The following is a 17,499-nucleotide window of genomic DNA, read 5'->3' on the forward strand; positions in this document are numbered from 1 at the left end:
AGGCCCCCTCGCGGCTCAGATGCCGAGTGCCCTGCGCAGGTGACGGATCCGCTCCACCGCCCCCTGGACGGAGGCGTACGCGGGATGGGTGCGGGGGAACTCGCGCAGGGCGCGTTCGTACAGCGTCTGCGCCTCGGCGGCGTGCCGGACCTGACCGCTCTGCACGAGCCCGAGCAGCGCGCCGCCGAGGTTGACGAGCCGCACGGGGTGCATCGGATCGCCGGCCGGGGTGTGGTCGAGCGCGGCGCGGGCGTGCCGTACGGCCTCCTCCAGCGCGGCCGGGTCGGGGAACTTCTGGGACCGGCGGAGCAGCGCGTTGGCGAGGTTGGACTCCTGCCCGGCGTGTTCGGGGTGGCCGGGCGCGAGGAGGTCGAGGCAGCCGCGGTAGAGGGCGATCGCCTCGTCGATGTCCTGCTGCCGGCCGGTGCGGTCGAAGACTTCCTGGAGCGAGGTGGCCAGCGACGACATGTGCCGGCCCAGTTCGGGATCGCCGGGCGGGGAGGCCTCGACGGCCTCCCGGCCGTACGTCACGGACCGGTCCAGCAGCCGGGCGTCGCGTTCCCGCTCCCAGCGCAGCCGGTACAGCATGCACAGCGCGGACAGGGCGGCGGCGTGGCGCGGGTCGTCGGCCGCAGAGCCCTCGCGGGCCTGTTCCGCCGCCTGGACCGCCCGGCGCAGCAGGGCCGGGTCGCCCCTCTGCCCGTACGCCAGGCGCAGTTCGTCCGCGGTGCCCAACGGGTCGTCGTCGCCGGGCTGCCGTCCTCGGGACTTGCCGAACCATCTGGCCACTCGCGCCCCCAACGCCGACTGCCGTCTCCGGATCGTAAGCCCCAATGGCAGGCACACAACAGGAGTTGACGCCGGGGAGCGGCTCAGCCCCTGCTGACGGCCGCCAGGAGCGGCTCAGCCCCTGCTGACGGCCGCCAGGATCTCCGGCAGCCGCTGTGCCGTGCGCGGTGCTGCCAGCCGCAGCCCGAGCCAGGTGAGCCCCGCCCCGTAGGCCGTCCCGGCCGGCAGCAGCAGCCAGCTCCATGTGCCGCCCTCCGCGCTGGTGTTGATCAGGATGGTCAGCACGATGACGGGCACGCAGAGCAGGGCCGCGGCCACCATCCCGCCGAAGATCGCGATCCAGGCGAGGCCGGCCTGGCCGGGGGCCACGTTCTCGTAGCCCTCCTGCGGGATGGAGCAGGGAAAGCGCGCCGAGGTCCACGCCCCGGTCGCCAGCATCGCGCCCAGCGGTGCGAACGACAGCCCCAGCACCTCCGCCAGCCTGGCCCAGTCGCCGAGCAGCGCCGTGGTCGCGACGGTGACGAGGGCGGCGTACGGCAGGGTGATCAGCAGCAGGGCGCCGGCACGCGCGCGCAGTTCGGCGTAGGCGTCGCGGGTGGAGGAGATGGTCATGGCGACCATCCAGAACGCGGACGTGTCCTGCCCGAACTGGTTGTACATCTGGATGCCGAGCATGCCCGCGGCGAAGCACGCGAAGTAGATCGACCCGGTGCCCTGCAACGCGTTGAACACGGGCACGATCAGTCCGATGGCCAGCGAGGCCACCCAGGCCGCCTTGGTCTTCGGATCGCGCCAGACATAGCGCAGGCTGCGCTCCATGACGGTCCCGGTCCGACCGCCCGGCAGCAGCCGCGCCCACCCGCGCGACGACCGTTTCGCGTACGGCGGTGTCGGCCATGGCCTGGATCGTCGAGCCGTCGGGCGAGGTCATCAGCCGGTCCAGATGCCGCGCCCACACCCTGACCAGCGCAGCCAGGGCCAGTGCCGTCAGGGCGAGCTGGGCGGCGGCGATGCCGTACGAGCCGTCCCCGGCCGCGTCGACGGCGCCCAGCGCCGAGGCGGGCGGCACCCAGCGCAGCACGTCGGCGGCCGGTTCGAGCTGCCCGAGACCGGCCGAGCCGAGCCGCTGCGCACCGAAGTTGACGACCTGGGCGCCGACCGCGACGACAAGGCCGCTCAGCACGGCCAGATCGCGTCCCTTGCGGCTGGTCAGCAGCCGGATGTTGGCGGCGGCGACGGCCCGCGCCAGGGCCACGCAGACCAGCAGCGCCAGTATGAGAACCCTAAGGGGAGCCCTGTTCCGTGGGAGTCGGTCAGCGGTCCCGTCCGCAGGCGTACGCGAGCGGGGAGAGCAACTCCTCGGCGTCCGGCAGCCATCGGTTGGCGGGGGTGGGGCGGCAGGCCCACTGGACGGCGCCGCGTGAGCCGTAGCGGGTGGGGGGCGCGGCGACGTAACTGCCCTCGCCCAGCGCGATGAGGTCGAGCGATCCGAGCGCCCAGCCCAACTTCCGCACCAGGTCGGGGGCCTTCACCGACGCGCCCGGCAGCACGAGGAACTGCATCCGCCGGTCCGGGGTCAGCGTCACCGGTCCCAGGCTCAGCTCCATCCGCTCCATGCGGGCGAGCGCCAGGAAACCGGCGGTCTCCGGCACGGAGATCGCGTCGAAGGTCCGGCCCGTCGGCAGCAGGATCGACGCGTTCGGCTGCTTCTGCCACATCCGCCGCGCGACCGTCGCGCTGCCGGTCGCCTGCGTCGCCCAGTCCGGCCGGGCCGGATGCGCCCCCGGCGCACCGCACGCGGCGTCCCCGCAGGAGCAGCGCTGCACTCCGTCGACGGCTTCCAGCCAGGTGCCGGGGAACACGTCCCAGTGGCGCTCCTCGGCGTAGCGAACGGCGGTCTCCAGCAGCGATTCCCCGCGCTGCTTCGGAATCTGTGCGGCTTCGGTGGCCGGGATCGTCTCTTCCACGCTCAACACAACTCCCAGCCCCACCTCGGGTTACGGCCGGACCGCGCGCGGGGGAGGAGCATCGATTCGGCATCCGGGGCGCACGGGTGCATGTCCGGGGGCGCGCGGGAGGATCCGCGGCGGGAGCTGGGTAGCCAGGTGTGGGGTCGGCAAGCGCCTGTACCCCGGCAATCCTCGCATGTCTCGCATTTTCGGTATGTCAGCGGGGCATTGATCTTCACGGCCGGAATTCCCGGGCGCCCGCGAAAGGGCCCGGCGGGTCCCGGTCGTGGAAGACACGACAACTCGGTGTGCGGGCGGGCACCGCAGCCTCAGGGGGTACGCCATGGCCGCAAGGCCTCTCGTCGCACGGCAGCCGAACGAACGGCTGCAAGCGCTCATCCAGGAAGCGGGTTGCTCCAACGCCGGGCTGGCCCGGCGGGTCAACATGTGCGGCGCCGAGCACGGTCTCGACCTGCGCTACGACAAGACGTCCGTGGCCCGCTGGCTGCGCGGACAGCAACCGCGCGGACGCGCGCCGGCGGTCATCGCCGAGGCGCTCGGCCGCAAGCTCGGCCGTGCCGTCACGATCGACGAGATCGGCATGGCCAACGGCAAGAACCTCGCCTCGGGCGTCGGCCTCCAGTTCTCGCCGACGGTACTGGGAGCCATCGAGCAGGTCTGCGAGCTCTGGCGCAGCGACGTGGGGCGCCGGGACTTCCTGTCCGGTTCGTCCGTCGCGGCCTCCGCGCTGGTCGAGCCGAGCCGCGACTGGCTGATCTCGGCGCCCGACGCGCAGGTGGCGCGCTCGGCGGGCCCGCGCGTGGGCCAGTCGGACGTGGCGGCCGTGCGGGCCATGACCCAGGCGCTGGTCGACCTGGACCACCAGTACGGCAGCGGGCATGTGCGCCCGGTCGTCGTGCACTATCTCAACAGCGTCGTCTCGGGGCTGCTCGCCGGCTCGTACCGGGAGGCCGTCGGGCGGGAACTCTTCGCGTCGGTCGCCCGGTTGACCGAGCTCGCCGGGTACATGGCGGTCGACACCGGCCAGCCGGGCCTCGCCCAGCGCTACTACATCCAGGCGCTGCGGCTCGCGCAGGCCGCCGGTGACCGTGGATACGGCGGTTATGTGCTCGCCGCGTCCATGAGCCACCTGGCCGCGCAGCTCGGAAACCCCCGGGAGATCGCGCAGTTGGCGCGGGCGGCGCAGGAGGGGGCGCGGGGGCGCGTGACGCCGCGCGCGCAGGCCATGTTCCTCGCCGCCGAGGCACGCGGGCACGCGCTGATGGGCGACGCGCGCGCCACCCAGGAGGCCGCCGGGCGGGCGGTGACCGCCATGGAGCAGGCGGACGGGGCCTCCGGCGACGACCCGGCGTGGATCAAGCACTTCGACGAGGCCTACCTCGCCGACGAACTGGCCCACTGCCACCGTGACCTCGGCCAGGCGGAGGCGGCGGCGCGGTGCGCGCGGGAGTCGCTCGACGGCCACCCCGAGTCCCGGGCGCGCCGGCGGGCGATCGGCTATGTGCTGCTCTCCACGGCACAGGTGCAGCAGCGCGAGATCGAGCAGGCCTGCCAGACGGGGCTGAAGGCGGTCGAACTGCTGGGGACCCTGCGTTCCAACCGGGGCGCCGAGTATCTGGAGGACCTCCAGCAGCGGCTGGAGCCGTTCCAGGAGGAGTCCGTGGTACGGGAATTCGGGGCTCGGCTGGACCTCCAGGCAGCCGCGTGAAATGTGCCTCGCGTGCGCGTGAACACGCGACGAACCAGGCCGCCGGAGGCGGGAGGTGACGTAAACAGCGTGCCGCGGGCCGGTTTTGTTACGGCCGTCACAGGGCAGGAGGTCAGGTCCTGTGCTGCGTGGCGACCCGCTCGGGGGACCCGGTAGCGTGAGCCGACGATTCCGATGGTCCCCCATTCGTAGGAGTCCCGGTGACGCAGAGTGGACAGGGCGAGGAGCCCTCGGCGCGACCCGCGCGCGAAGGCATCGTGCTGCCCTCCGACGGTGGCGAGCCGCTGCTGCCGGGTATGACGGGCGGACCGGGCGACCGGCCCGCGGACCCGCAGCACGGCGGCCCCGCCCCGGCGTCGGCGCCGCCCGGCGGCCAGGCCTGGGGCCGGCCGTGGGGCCCCGAACAGCACCAGGCCCCGGGCCCGCAGCCCGGCCAGGACTGGCAGACCCCGCCCGCCGAGCCGTGGCAGGCGCAGCAGCCCGCGCCGTGGGCGGCGCAGGACCAGCCGGGCCCGCTCCCGCCCGCGGGAGCGCACGGTCAGGCCTACGGCGGTGGCGCACCGGCCTCGTACGGCGCCTACGGGGCGCCGGGCCACGGCGCACCGCTGGCCGAGCCGGGCGCCCCGGCGCCGCTGCCGCCCGCCGGTCACGGCGCGCCGGGCATGCCGCTGCCCCCGGCCGACGACGGGGCGACCCAGTACATACCGCCGGTCGCGGCCGCGTCCGGCGACGAGGGCGCCACGCAGTACATCCCGCCGGTGGGAGCTCACCACCCCGCCCACGGCGGGTCCGGGAGCGAGGGCGCCACCCAGTACATCCCGCCCGTCACCGGGGGACCCGGTGACGCAGGGGCCACCCAGTACCTGCCGCCCGTGGCCTCCGGCCCCGCCTCGCACGACGAGGGCGCCACGCAGTACATCCCGCCGGTCGGTCCCGGGGCGCTGCCGCCGGAGATGCCGCCCGGGGGGCCGGCGGACCGGCCCGCCGGGACGACGGCGTACCTCGGCCGGTCCCCGGAGGGCGGCGGGGCGGCCGGACCCATGCCGTCCGGATCCGACGCCGACGCCACGCAGTACATCCCGCCCGTGCCCGGGCAGGGCGCGTACGGGGACCGGCAGCCGCCCGCCGAGTTCGACAACCTCTTCCGCAGCGGACCCGGCGGCGACGCGGGCCAGGCCGGCGCGACCCAGCACATGCCCCGCTACCAGGGCCCGCAGAGCACCGGGCACGCCGCACCGCAGCCGTCCTACGACACCCCCGGCCCGGCGCAGGGGCGGCGGGCCGCCCGGGACGGCGCAGGCCGTACCCGCTCCAAGGTGCCGCTCATCGCGGCCTGCGGGGTGGCCATCGTCGTGGTCGGCATCGGCGCCGGGGCGCTGCTCGCCGGTGGCGGCGGTGAGCAGGACAAGGACCCCCAGCCCGTCTCCGCCACCGCCCCCTCCGCCGCCGGCACCGAGGCCTCGTCCTCGGCCTCGCCGTCCGCCGACCCCGCCGAGCAGCAGGCCGTCGCCCTGGACAAGCTGCTCGCGGACAGCGGTGACAGCCGGGCGACGGTGATCAGGGCCGTCGGTGACGTGAAGTCCTGCGGCAATCTCGCCCAGGCCGCCAAGGACCTGCGCGGCGCGGCCGAGCAGCGCAACAGCCTGGTCACCCAGCTGGCCGGGCTCCCCGTGGACGCACTGCCCGAACACGCGGCGCTGACCGCCGCGCTCAACAAGGCCTGGAAGGCCTCCGCGTCCGCGGACAACCACTACGCGGCCTGGGCGGACCAGGTCGCCGGGCAGCGGGGCAAGCTCTGCAAGAAGGGGCAGGCCCGCAGCACCGGCCAGACCGCGGCAGGCAACCAGCAGAGCGGCATCGCCACCACGCAGAAGGGCGAGGCCGCCAAGCTGTGGAACGCGATCGCCCGGAAGTACGGCCTGACCGAGCGCCAGCCGACCCAGTTGTGAAAGACCTGGGACCTTGGAAAGGGGCCGCCTGGGGCCGTCTGGGCCCGCGGGGGGCCGGTGACCGGCGGCCGGTGACGGGTGCGCGGCGGCGCGGGAGCGTCAGTCCTCGTCCTCGGTGCCCTGCAGCGTCTTCGTCACATCGATGGAGCCCTGGCGTTCCGCCACCAGCTGGCCCTCCTTCACCACCTGGAGGGTCACGTCGGTGTTGACCAGGCGCGGCAGGCCGACGGAGGCCAGCACGTCCTGGAACTGCCAGCGCAGGGTCGGCGTGAGCCCACCCGTGGTGACCTTGAAACCGTCGTCCAGGGTGCGCCGTACCGTGTCGGCGGACACCTCGTTCTCGCCGAGCGACTTCACGACGGCCTCCAGGACGGTGTACGCGATCCAGGTGGTCTGCACGCCCGCGTCCGCGGGGTCGATCCGGGTGTCGGTGAAGGCCTGTTCGCGGATGACCTTCTTCATCCCGTCCCAGCGCTGGTCCGTCTCCACCGGGTACCAGCCGGTGATGTGCGCCCCCTCGTACGGGCTCGACGCGCCGCCGGTCGCGTCGATGACCGTCTGGTCGACGCTGCCGAGCACGGTGCCCATGCGCACCTCCTCGTACTCCTCGCGGTCGCGCCGGAAGGAGTCCATGAAGATGTTGGTGCGGTCGCCGAGCGCGGGCACCACACAGCCCCGGGCCGAGGGGTCCTCGGTGGCGCGGGTCAGGGCCTGCTCGGACTGGGCGTAGAACTCGGTGGCCTCCTCCGCCGCGCGCAGGTCGGCCGCGTCCTGGTGACCACCCGCTTCGAGGCCCGCATTGAGCAGGTTGGGCAGTTCGTCACCGGCGATGGTGTCCGGCCGGACCAGCGCGACCGGGCCGCAGGTGCTCGCCAGTTGCCTGCCGAGGCCCGCCAGCAGGGCGGGCTGGCCGCCGTTGACCGGGTAGGACAGCGGGCTGGTGAACTCGGCGTTCGTGATGCCGTAGCCACCTATGTACGGGATGCCCGCTCCCTCCAGGATCGGGAAGAACGAGTCGGCGAACTGGCTGTAGGAGCCGACCACCGCGGCCGCCTTCTGCTTGACCGCGCGGCGCGCGCACTTCGCGGCGTGCACGCTGTCGTTGCGGTCGTTGCAGATCACGACCTTGAGCTTGCGTCCGTTGATGCCGCCGTTCGCGTTGACGTGGCGGGCGTAGGCGAGCGCCAGGGCGGGCATGCCGGGCTTGTTCGTCGCGTTGGTGTCCTGCGGCGCCCAGGTCATGACGGTGATCTCGTCGTCCCCCGCGCCGCCCGAGAGGCCGGGCACGGCCCCGCACCCGGCGGTCAGCGACGCGCACGCCACCAGGGCGGCCGCTGTGCGCAGGGCTTTTCCGGGCCTGGTGAGTACGGAGAAAAGGGGGCTGCTGCTGCGTCGCCTGCCGGTCATGGACACGCACGATTCCGCCACATTCCTAATCTCTGAGTGACCCTTGTTCAACTGGAGGTGACGGCCAGGTGAATTGCGGGGTCCCGTGAACGGCGTGCGTCGAGGAACGTACGATCGATGACCGTGCAAGGTGTGCAAGGAGTGCAAGGTTCGGTGAACCCTTCCCGTCGCGGGCATCGCTCATCCACGATGGGTGGCATGCCACTGAACGACATGCCGTGGTGGCGCTGGCGCAGCAATGTGCGCTCCGCGCTGCACATGCTTTCCGATCCGGTGTTCCAGCGGGACGTCTGGCTCGCGGGCGTCGAGGGATACGGGGACGTCACCGACGCCGTGTACCGGCTCGTCGAGGACACCTGGCTCGACCACTGGTCCGCCGAGAAGTACGTCGGGACCATATTCCGGGACTCGCAGGAGGCCGCGCTGGTCGACACCGCGGTGCTGCGGGTGCTGCGGATCATGCACCAGGTGGGGCCGGACGCGCCGGTGTCCTCGTACATGGAGCATCCGGCCTGGCCGGATGCGGTGCGGGCGGCTCGGGACGCGCATGTGCGGATGGCCGCGAGCGACGGGGAGGATCCGGAGGTGGCGCCCCGGACGCTCGAGGTCCTGCGGATCTTGACGCGGTCGGCCTAGGCGGGGCGGTCGGTCGGGTTTCTGCCTGCTCAGGTCGCTGTGGGACCCTGTGGTGCATGAACGAACAGCCCAGTCGAGCCGAGGCCGTGGAGAACGCAGCGGCCACCGAGGCCACCGAGCCCGACGAGTATGTCCTCATCCTGTCGTGCCCGGACAAGAAGGGCATCGTGCACGCCGTGTCGAGCTACCTGTTCATGACCGGCTGCAACATCGAGGACAGCCAGCAGTTCGGTGACCACGACACGGGGCTGTTCTTCATGCGCGTCCACTTCTCGGCGGAGGCGCCGGTGACGGTGGACAAGCTGCGGGCCAGCTTCGCGGCGATCGGTGACTCGTTCCGCATGGAGTGGCAGATCCATCGGGCCGACCAGCGGATGCGCATCCTGCTGATGGTCAGCAAGTTCGGGCACTGCCTGAACGATCTGCTGTTCCGGGCGCGGATCGGTGCCTTGCCCGTGGAGATCGCCGGGGTGGTGTCCAACCACACCGAGTTCGCCGAGCTCGTGGGTTCCTACGGGATTCCGTTCCACCACATTCCGGTGACGAAGGACACGAAGTCGCAGGCCGAGGCGCGGCTGCTGGAGATCGTGCGGGAGGAGCGTGTGGAGCTGGTCGTGCTGGCCCGCTACATGCAGGTGCTCTCCGACGATCTGTGCAAGCAGCTGAGCGGGCGGATCATCAACATCCACCACTCGTTCCTGCCGAGCTTCAAGGGTGCGAAGCCGTACCACCAGGCACATGCGCGGGGCGTGAAGCTGATCGGCGCGACGGCGCACTACGTGACGGCGGATCTCGACGAGGGGCCGATCATCGAGCAGGAGGTCGAGCGGGTGAGCCACGATGTCAACCCGGACCAACTGGTCGGGATCGGGCGGGATGTGGAGTGCCAGGCGCTGGCGCGGGCCGTGAAGTGGCATGCGGAGCGGCGGATCCTGCTGAACGGGCGCCGGACGGTCGTGTTCGCGTAGCGGCGGTGCGGGTTGCCCGCGGCGGCCTGCGGTCGTCCGGTCTGGGGTGCTGTGACGCCGTGGGGTGGCGGCGGGTGGGTCGGGGTCGCGCCCTGAACTCGCCCGTGTCGACGCGCCAGCCGCTGCGGGCGCACACCCCCCGACGAGGCCCCTTCCCGCCGTGGGCGACTGCGGGTCCGCGGGGCTACGCCCGGAGGCATGCTCGCCCTTCTCGCCGTGCGTGGGTGCGGGTCGCTACATGCGGCTCAGGGATGCGGCCGCGAACAGGACGTCTCTGATGGCCTCGCGGTCGCCCAGCTGGCCCGCTGCCGCCTCGTCGGGGGAGACGTGGCCCGCGGCCAGGCGGCAGAACTCGACGCCGTCCAGGGCCACGTGGGCCACCTCGTGGTCGGCGGAGCCGATCTCGGCGGGGGAGTCCAGCGGGATCAGCCACTCGCCGCCGCCCGAGCCCTCGATCTCCAGGCGGAGGGTTCGGCCGGGGGTGCCGGCCGGGACCAGGTGGCGCGGTGTGTGGGCGGGAGAGGCCAGGCCCGCTGCGCGGCGTGCGGCGAGGGTGGTGGGGAGCAGGCGGGCCGCCAGGTCGATCATGCTGTTGAGGTGGCGCGCCGGCGGCGGGTCGTAGGGGTAGTCCACGGCGCCCGCGATGTCCTCCGCGTGTACCCAGCACTCGAAGGCTCGCTCGATCATCGCGTCGTGCAGCGGCAGCTCGCCCACGCCGTAGGGCACGCCGAGCCTGCCCGTGCCGCCGCCGGTGAAGGACACCGTGCGCACGATGCCGTGGCCCTGTTCGCGCCAGGGTGCCCGCACCGTGCGGGTCGGCGGGAAGTGCGAGGCCCGCCAGTACGCCTCCGTGCGGGCCGTGGGCGTCGGTGGGTCGGCGTCGGTGTCGCCGAGAGGGTCGTCCAGGCCGAGGGCGACGGCGATCAGGCCGTCGACCGCCAGGAGGTGGGCGATGACGCCGGCGACGGTCGTGCGGCGGCTGGCCGGCTCCGTGCCGTCGAACCAGCGCAGCCGAACGGGCGCGTGCCACTCGGCGTCGCCGAAGTCCTGGAGCAGGGCGTCGAGACGCGCGGTCTCTCCGTCGTAGGGCCTGGCCCATTCGGGGACGGGGATGCGCGGTGGGCGCCGCTCGAGGCAGGACGCCAGGATGCGGGTGCGCAGTCCCGGGTCGAGGTCGAGGCTGTCGGGGCGTTGCAGCAGGCCGACCGCCTCGCGGAGCCGCCGGGCCTCGTCGGCGCAGCTTCCGCACAGGCCCAGGTGGTCCTCGACCGCCGTCGTCTCCTCGGGGGAGCAGGCGGCCAGCGCCCATGCGCCCAGCAGGGACTTCAGGACCTGGTGTCCGAGGGGTGGGCGGAGCGTGGGGAGGGGGAGCCCGGTGTCCTCGACCGAGGCCCTCGGCATCGGTATGCGGGGCTGGTGGGCGGGGGTGTGCGGGTCGTGGTGGTCCGGGTCCGTCACACCGCACCTCCGTAACCGGGTGGTGCGCCGGCGTCGTGGGCCGTCGACAGCAGTTGCAGGCCCAGACGGAGGCGGCGGCGTGCCTCGTCCTCGGTGATGCCCAGGTCGGTGGCGGTCTGGCGGTAGTCGCGGCGCTGGAAGTAGGCCCGCTCCAGGGCGGCGCGCAGGGGTGCCGGCATGGACTGGACGATGTAGTCGGCGCGGGCGGCGACCGAGGCGTGGCGGACCTTGAGCTCCAGGTCCTCGCCGGAGTCGTGGCCGCCTTCGGCGAGGGCGGCTGTCTCGGTGGCCCGCAGGCGCTGCACGGCCAGGCGGTGGGTCAGGGCGGCCACCCAGGAGCGGAGGGGGCCCTGCCTGGGGTCGTAGGCGTCGGGGTGCTCCCACAGGTGTACGAAGACCTCGCGGGTGATGCCGTCGGCCGCCCGCTCGTCGTCGAGCACGCGGTGGGCCAGGCCGTGCACGAGGGAGGCGAAACGGTCGTAGAGCTCGCCCAGGGCGGCCGCCTCACCGCGTGCGAGTCGCTGCTGCATCTTGCGGTCCCAGCGGGGCGGTGCGTCCTTCTTCGCCATGCGGCCCCTCCCCCTGCTTCGTCCCGGTGTCCAGCCTGCGTCCATCGCCACCTCGAATGTAGTCGGCACGTCTGACAGCGCACGCCCCTTTGTGGCAATGCGCGCCCCTCGGCGAAGCGCAGGTGGTAGTGCGCATTCCGGCCGCGCCTACCCAGGGTGGGCGAGACCAGACCTGATCGAACTGGATTGAATGCGACAGAATCAAGCCCTTTTCGTTCGGTTTTCGTTTTCGGCAAGGAGTTTCAGGGAACGGCCGCTGGGCAGCCGCGCCGCAAGGAAGCGTAGGGACTGGTTCCGTTTCCGGGTGGTTCCGGCCGTTTCCGCACGTTCCGGCGACGAAGGGCATGGTGGTGGCGTTCAAAGTGACCGGCGGCGAGCAGGGCGACTGGGCCGTGCTCCATGTGTCGGGCGAGCTGGACCTGGTGACCTCGCCGGTGCTGCGTCAGCGCGTGCACGACGCGGTGGCCGAGGGCCGCCACAGTCTCGTCCTCGACCTCTCGGAGGTCTGGTTCTGCGACTCCAGCGGCGTGGGGGTGCTGATCGCGGCCCGTCGGCTGCTGCGCTCCTGTCAGGGGCGGCTGCGGCTGATACTCCCGGCCCAGGGCGCGGCCGACGGCTCGCACGTCAACCGTGTGCTGGGCGCACTGGGGGTGCGACGGCTGTTCGACGTCCATCCCGACCTGGCCTCCGCGACCTCGGACGACGCCGGTCCTCTCTCCGCCTGAACTCTCTGCCACACCGTTGTTCCAGAATTCCCCCCGGTCTTGGCACAACCGTCGTTTTCCCGCTCCTGAACCGCCCGAGGCGTCGTACGCTCCCTGGCGAGAAGCACCCCGACATGACGTGAGGCGGCCTGAAAGACATGGTCAGCAGCGAGTACGAGCGCAGGATCGCGGCCCGGTTCGCCACCTTCGACCAGGACGGCAACGGCTACATCGACCGTGAGGACTTCAGCGGCGCGGCCAAGGCGCTGCTCGCGGAGTTCGGCACGGCGCCCCGCTCCGACAAGGGACAGGCGCTGTACGGCGGCGCGGAGGCCTTCTGGCAGGGCATGGCCGGGATAGCGGACCGGGACGGTGACCAGCGCATCACCCGCGAGGAGTTCGTGGGCGGCGCGGTCAAGCGGCTGCGCGACAACCCCGACGGTTTCGCCGAGATCGCCCGCCCCTTCCTGCACGCCGCCCTGGCCGTCGCCGATCCGGACGGCGACGGCGAGGCGGCCGTCGAGGACCTCGCGCGCATGCTGCGGGCGCTCGGCGTGCCCGAGGACGTGGCGCGTGCCGCGGCCGCATCGCTCGACGGCGACGGCGACGGCAAGGTGGGCGAGGCGGAGATCATCCCCGCGTTCGCCCGGTACTTCACCGTCCCCGAGTAGCCGAGAAGCGCTCCCTGAGCTTGTACTTCAGCACCTTCCGCAGGGCGTCGTTGCGCGGCAGGGCGTCGACCACCTCCAGTTGCTCCGGCAGCTTGTGGACCGACAGCCCTTCCGCGCGCAGGTACGCGGTCACCCTCTCCAGGGTCAGCGCACCGGCGCCGGCCGGCTGTTCGACCACCGCGCACACCCGCTCCCCGCGGTCGGCGTCCGGCAGGCCGATCACCGCCACGTCCGCGACCGCCGGATGCCGGTGCAGCAGCTCCTCGATCTCCTTGGCGGAGATGTTCTCCCCCTTGCGGATGATCACGTCCTTGAGACGGCCGGTGAGGACCAGGTGCCCCGAGGCGGTGAGATGCCCGAGGTCGCCGGTGCGCAGGAAGCCGTGCTCGTCGAAGGACTCCGTCGTCTGCGCCGGGTCCAGGTAGCCCCGGCAGACGGCCTCCCCGCGCAGCCGCACCTCGCCGTCGACGATCCGTATCTCCATGCCCCGCGGCGGCCGTCCCTCGGTCGTCGCAAGGTTCTCCGGGGTGTCGTCCGGCGCGCCCATGGTGATCATCGGCACCTCGGTCATGCCGTATCCGTGGGTGAGCTGGACGCCCATCTCGCGGACGACGGCGTGGTAGAGGTCGGGCGGCTTCGGCGCCCCGCCGCCCGCGAGCAGCCGCAGGGAGGGGACGACAGGGGTCCCGGGCTGCTTGCGCTGCTCAGCCAGGAACAGGGAGTAGAACGCCGTCGAGCCGCCGGCGATCGTCACCCCGCGCGCGCGGTACGCCGGCAGGGCGTCGGGCAGCGCGAACTGCTCCACCAGCAGCGCCGGGAAGCCGTACAGCAGGAGCATCACCGTGTAGTCGGCGCCGCCAATGTGCGCGTACGGGAAGGCGATCGACCCCACGTCGTCGGCGGTGGGGCGCAGGGCGCCGAAGGTCAGGGTGCGGTCGTCCTGGAGGAGGACGGGGCGGTCGGGGGTGAGGTCGGCGCGGCGGGCGAGCAGCTCCCACAGGGTGGGTGCGGTGCTGAGGTCGTGCGCGGTGGTGTGCAGGGTCACGGCGGCCCCCGGTGAGCTGACGGATAGTCAGATGATGGGGTGAGCGTAGGGCCGGGCGCCTTGTCGGGCCAGGGGTGCGGGACTAGCCTTCCGGTACGGCGGTATCTGACGAGTCATCAGATCCGTATCTCCGCGGAGGGGACCCATGACCGAACTGCCCCGCATCATCAGCGTCGACGACCACGTGATCGAGCCCGCGCACCTCTTCGAGACCTGGCTGCCCGCCAGGTACCGCGACCGCGGGCCCCAGCCGCTCACCGCGGGCATCGGCGAACTCGCCTACGTCGGCGGCAAGTACCAGATCACCATGGACCCGGAGGGTCAGCCCACCGACTGGTGGATCTACGAGGACCTGAAGTTCCCGTACAAGCGCAACATCGCCGCCGTCGGCTTCGACCGCGACGAGATGACCCTGGAGGGCATCACCCGCGAGGAGATGCGACGCGGCTGCTGGGACCCCAAGGCGCGGCTCGCGGACATGGACCTCAACCACGTCGAGGGCAGCCTGTGCTTCCCGACCTTCCCGCGCTTTTGCGGGCAGACCTTCGCCGAGGCGCACGACAAGGAGGTCGCCCTGGCCTGCGTGCGCGCCTACAACGACTGGGATGGTCGAGGAGTGGTGCGGTGACAGCGGCGGACGGCTCATCCCGCTCTGCCTGATCCCTCTGTGGGACATCGACCTCGCGGTGGCGGAGATCCGGCGCAACGCCGCGCGCGGGGTGAAGGCCGTGACCTTCTCCGAGATCCCCACGCACCTCGGGCTGCCGTCGATCCACTCCGGCTGCTGGGACCCGTTCTTCGCGGTCTGCCAGGAGACCGGGACAGTCGTCAACATGCACATCGGGTCGTCGTCCCAGATGCCGGCCGCCTCCCCGGACGCGCCCCCCGCCGTCCAGGCCTCGCTGTCCTTCAACAACGCGATGGCGTCGATGACGGACTTCCTCTTCAGCGGCGTGCTGGTGCGCTTCCCGCACCTGAAACTGGCCTACTCCGAGGGGCAGATGGGCTGGATCCCGTACGCCCTCGAGCGTGCCGACGACGTCTGGGAGGAGCACCGGGCGTGGGGCGGCGTCCGGGACCTGATCCCGGAGCCGCCGTCGACGTACTACTACCGGCAGATCTTCTGCTGCTTCTTCCGCGACAGGCACGGGGTGGCGTCCCTGGACGTCGTCGGGCGCGACAACGCCACCTTCGAGACCGACTACCCGCACGTCGACTCCACCTTCCCGCACACCAAGGAGGTCGCCCTCGACCACGTCAAGGGCCTCGACGACGAGACCGTGTACAAGCTGATGCGGGGCAACGCCATCCGCATGCTGGACCTGGACCTGGACCTGGACCTGGACCGGGACCGGTAGTGGACCTGATGTACACGCCCGAGGAGGAGGAGTTCCGGGTCCGGCTGCGGAAGTGGCTCAGGGGCGTGCTGCCCTCCCTGCCGCCCAAGCCGTCCCCGGACGACTGGCCGGGGCGGCGCGCCTACGACCTCGGCTGGCAGCGGACGCTGTACGACGCCGGGTACGGCGAGGTCCACTGGGACGCCTCCCCGACCGTGCGGCTGATCTTCCTGGAGGAGCCGAGCGTGCGGGCGCCCCTTATGTGGGCGCCAACTTCGTCGGGCTGCTGCACGCGGGGCCCACCATCGCCGCCGAGGGCACCGACGCCCAGCGCGCCCGCTGGCTGCCGCCCGTCCTGCGCGGTGAGCAGGTCTGGTGCCAGGGCTTCAGCGAACCGGACGCCGGGAGCGACCTCGCGGCGCTGCGCACGCGCGCGTGGCGGGACGGCGACGAGTACGTGGTGACCGGTTCGAAGATCTGGACCTCGCACGCCGAGGTCGCCGACTGGTGCGAGCTGCTGGTGCGCACCGACCCGGCCGCGCCCCGGCACCGGGGGATCAGCTGGCTGGCCATGCCCATGGACGCGCCGGGCATCACCGTACGGCCGCTGCGCACCCTCGCCGGTTCCGCCGAGTTCGCCGAGGTGTTCCTCGACGAGGTGCGGGTGCCGGTCGTCAACCGGGTCGGTGCGGAGAACGACGGCTGGCGGGTCACCATGGTGACACTGTCGTTCGAACGCGGCACGGCGTTCGTGGGCGAGGTGGTGGCCTGCCGCCGGGTGCTGGGCGAACTCGCCCGCGAGGCCCGGAAGAACGGCCGCTGGGACGATCCCGTCCTGCGCCGCCGGCTGGGGCGGCTGAACGCCGAGTTCCGGGCGCTGTGGCGGCTCACCCAGTGGAACGTGAGTGAGGCGCAGGCCTCGGGCGGGGTCCCCGGGGTCGGGGGTTCGGTTTTCAAACTGAGGTATTCGCACGCGCGCCAGGACCTCTACGACACCGCCGCCGACGTCCTCGGCCCCGAGTCGCTCGACCTGGACCGGCCCTGGACGCTCGACCGCCTGGCCTCGCTGTCGTACACCATCGCGGCCGGCACCTCGCAGATCCAGCACACCATCGTGGCCGAACGGATCCTCGGCCTGCCGAAGGGACGGTAGCCGTGCGCTTCCAACTCACCGACCAGCAAAGCGCGTTGCGGGCCACGCTACGGCAGCTGCTCGGCCGGCGCTTCGACGGCGAGGCACGCCGGGCGGCGGCGCGGCGGGCGGCGCCCGCGCTGGACCGGGCGCTGTGGCGGGAACTGGGCACGACGGGGTTCTTCGCGCTGCGTCTGCCGGAGGCCGCGGGCGGCGTCGGACTCGGTCTGCCGGAGGCAGTGCTGGCGTTCGAGGAGGCAGGACGGGCGCTGCTGCCGGGCCCTCTGGTGGCCACGCACCTGGCGGCGGGCGAGGTGCCCGGCGCGGCCGACGGGTCGGCGGCCGTGGCGGCCGTCGACGCGGGCGGGCTGGTGGAGTGGCTGACGCAGGCCGACGCCGTGCACGGGGACCCCTCCGGCGCCGTACCGCTGCGGTCGGTCGACCCGCTGACCCCGCTGCACCGGGTGCCGGGGGCCCGGCGCGCGGCGGACCCGGTGGCCGTGCTGCTCACGGCGGCCGAGCAGCTCGGCTCGGCCGTGCGTACGTGCGAGCCGGCGGCGCAACACGCCCGGACCCGTGAGCAGTTCGGACGGCCAGTCGGCGCCTTCCAGGCCGTCCAGCAGCTGTGCGCGCGAACGCTGGTCCGGGTGGAGGTGGCCCGTGCCGCCGTGTACGCGGCGGCCGGCACGGCGGACCCCGTGGACGTCGCCGCGGCGCGGCTGCTCGCGGACGAGGCGGCCGTGCGCGGCGCCCGCGACTGCCTCCAGGTGCACGGCGGCATGGGCTTCACCTGGGAGGCAGAGGTCCATCTGCATCTGAAGCGGGCCTGGGTGCGGACCCAGCGTGCGGGCGGTGTCACGGAGAGTGAGGAACTGCTCGCATGGGATCTGGTGGCCGAAGCGGCCTGAGGGGGCCCCGGCCTGCGACGTCGGCGAGCCCTGGAGAGCGGATGTCGCGGATTGTGGCGTACCGGAATTACGGAGCGTTGATATCGGCTTGTGTCCTAGGTGTGACTCGTCACGTCCTGGAGTCGAAGGTCCGCTCCGGTACCTTGTGTGAGATGCGAGAGGTTCCGAGCTCGAGTCACGCCGGTGACGGGCCTTGTTCCGCCGCCTGTTCGACTCTCTGCGACGAGCGTCGCACAGTATGCCGCACG

12 protein-coding genes and 4 pseudogenes are annotated in these 17,499 nt (G+C 72.6%); 9 read left to right on the forward strand and 7 right to left on the reverse strand.

The window, feature by feature from the left end; translation table 11 throughout:
- Window positions 1-15 precede the first annotated feature (15 nt).
- The 3 genes and pseudogenes from ACGF8A_RS16805 to ACGF8A_RS16815 form a co-directional block, all read right to left on the reverse strand.
- Window positions 16-789: a hypothetical protein gene (locus ACGF8A_RS16805; protein ID WP_393108741.1), complete on the reverse strand. Its 774-nt coding sequence runs from the start codon at window positions 787-789 to the stop codon at window positions 16-18.
- Between the two features lie 114 nt (window positions 790-903).
- A pseudogene (locus tag ACGF8A_RS16810) lies at window positions 904-2,065 on the reverse strand (transporter); the annotation flags it as partial.
- 37 nt (window positions 2,066-2,102) lie between these two features.
- Window positions 2,103-2,765: a bifunctional DNA primase/polymerase gene (locus ACGF8A_RS16815; RefSeq protein ID WP_393108743.1), complete on the reverse strand. Its 663-nt coding sequence runs from the start codon at window positions 2,763-2,765 to the stop codon at window positions 2,103-2,105.
- 316 nt (window positions 2,766-3,081) lie between these two features.
- Here ACGF8A_RS16815 and ACGF8A_RS16820 point away from each other — a divergent pair, with 316 nt between their 5' ends.
- Complete coding sequence (locus tag ACGF8A_RS16820) at window positions 3,082-4,467, forward strand: transcriptional regulator (protein WP_393108745.1); 1,386 nt, start codon at window positions 3,082-3,084, stop codon at window positions 4,465-4,467.
- A gap of 200 nt (window positions 4,468-4,667) precedes the next feature.
- A complete protein-coding gene (locus tag ACGF8A_RS16825) occupies window positions 4,668-6,416 on the forward strand; it encodes a hypothetical protein (protein WP_393108747.1) in 1,749 nt (582 codons plus the stop codon).
- A gap of 99 nt (window positions 6,417-6,515) precedes the next feature.
- On the opposite strand, the gene ACGF8A_RS16830 is transcribed toward ACGF8A_RS16825, so the two are convergent.
- Window positions 6,516-7,823 (reverse strand): ABC transporter substrate-binding protein, encoded by a 1,308-nt coding sequence (locus ACGF8A_RS16830; protein ID WP_393108749.1) that lies wholly within the window; start codon window positions 7,821-7,823, stop codon window positions 6,516-6,518.
- A gap of 117 nt (window positions 7,824-7,940) precedes the next feature.
- On the opposite strand from ACGF8A_RS16830, the gene ACGF8A_RS16835 reads away from it, so the two are divergent.
- Together ACGF8A_RS16835 and purU are read left to right on the forward strand one after the other, a co-directional pair.
- Window positions 7,941-8,459, forward strand: coding sequence for a hypothetical protein (locus ACGF8A_RS16835; protein ID WP_393108751.1), 519 nt, complete (start codon window positions 7,941-7,943; stop codon window positions 8,457-8,459).
- A 56-nt stretch (window positions 8,460-8,515) separates the two neighbouring features.
- Complete coding sequence (gene purU / locus ACGF8A_RS16840) at window positions 8,516-9,427, forward strand: formyltetrahydrofolate deformylase (protein WP_393108753.1); 912 nt, start codon at window positions 8,516-8,518, stop codon at window positions 9,425-9,427.
- A gap of 234 nt (window positions 9,428-9,661) precedes the next feature.
- On the opposite strand, the gene ACGF8A_RS16845 is transcribed toward purU, so the two are convergent.
- Window positions 9,662-10,828 carry a maleylpyruvate isomerase N-terminal domain-containing protein gene (locus tag ACGF8A_RS16845; RefSeq protein ID WP_393108881.1) on the reverse strand — a complete coding sequence of 389 codons (1,167 nt, stop codon included), beginning with the start codon at window positions 10,826-10,828 and terminating at the stop codon, window positions 9,662-9,664.
- Between the two features lie 53 nt (window positions 10,829-10,881).
- On the reverse strand, window positions 10,882-11,454 hold the full coding sequence (locus ACGF8A_RS16850; protein ID WP_393108755.1) for a sigma-70 family RNA polymerase sigma factor: 573 nt from the start codon (window positions 11,452-11,454) through the stop codon (window positions 10,882-10,884).
- A 344-nt stretch (window positions 11,455-11,798) separates the two neighbouring features.
- Between ACGF8A_RS16850 and ACGF8A_RS16855 the strand changes: the two genes are divergently transcribed.
- Together ACGF8A_RS16855 and ACGF8A_RS16860 are read left to right on the forward strand one after the other, a co-directional pair.
- Entirely contained in the window at window positions 11,799-12,179 is a 381-nt protein-coding gene (locus ACGF8A_RS16855; protein WP_393108757.1) for an STAS domain-containing protein, read from the forward strand.
- 137 nt (window positions 12,180-12,316) lie between these two features.
- Window positions 12,317-12,829 (forward strand): EF-hand domain-containing protein, encoded by a 513-nt coding sequence (locus tag ACGF8A_RS16860; RefSeq protein ID WP_393108759.1) that lies wholly within the window; start codon window positions 12,317-12,319, stop codon window positions 12,827-12,829.
- On the opposite strand, the pseudogene ACGF8A_RS16865 reads toward ACGF8A_RS16860, so the two are convergent.
- A pseudogene (locus ACGF8A_RS16865) lies at window positions 12,813-13,775 on the reverse strand (class I adenylate-forming enzyme family protein); the annotation flags it as partial. The gene ACGF8A_RS16860 and the pseudogene ACGF8A_RS16865 overlap by 17 nt on opposite strands.
- A gap of 244 nt (window positions 13,776-14,019) precedes the next feature.
- Between ACGF8A_RS16865 and ACGF8A_RS16870 the strand changes: the two are divergent.
- From ACGF8A_RS16870 to ACGF8A_RS16880, 3 genes and pseudogenes are all read left to right on the forward strand, one after another.
- Window positions 14,020-15,232, forward strand: a pseudogene (locus tag ACGF8A_RS16870) (amidohydrolase family protein).
- Window positions 15,232-16,364 (forward strand): annotated as a pseudogene (locus ACGF8A_RS16875) (acyl-CoA dehydrogenase family protein). The pseudogenes ACGF8A_RS16870 and ACGF8A_RS16875 overlap by 1 nt, the downstream one beginning before the upstream one ends.
- Window positions 16,365-16,366: 2 nt before the next feature.
- Window positions 16,367-17,251 (forward strand): acyl-CoA dehydrogenase family protein, encoded by an 885-nt coding sequence (locus ACGF8A_RS16880; RefSeq protein WP_393108761.1) that lies wholly within the window; start codon window positions 16,367-16,369, stop codon window positions 17,249-17,251.
- The last annotated feature ends 248 nt before the right edge of the window (window positions 17,252-17,499 follow it).

It is taken from the genome of Streptomyces sp. NPDC047706 (assembly GCF_043204795.1).
Taxonomy (GTDB): Bacteria; Actinomycetota; Actinomycetes; order Streptomycetales; family Streptomycetaceae; genus Streptomyces.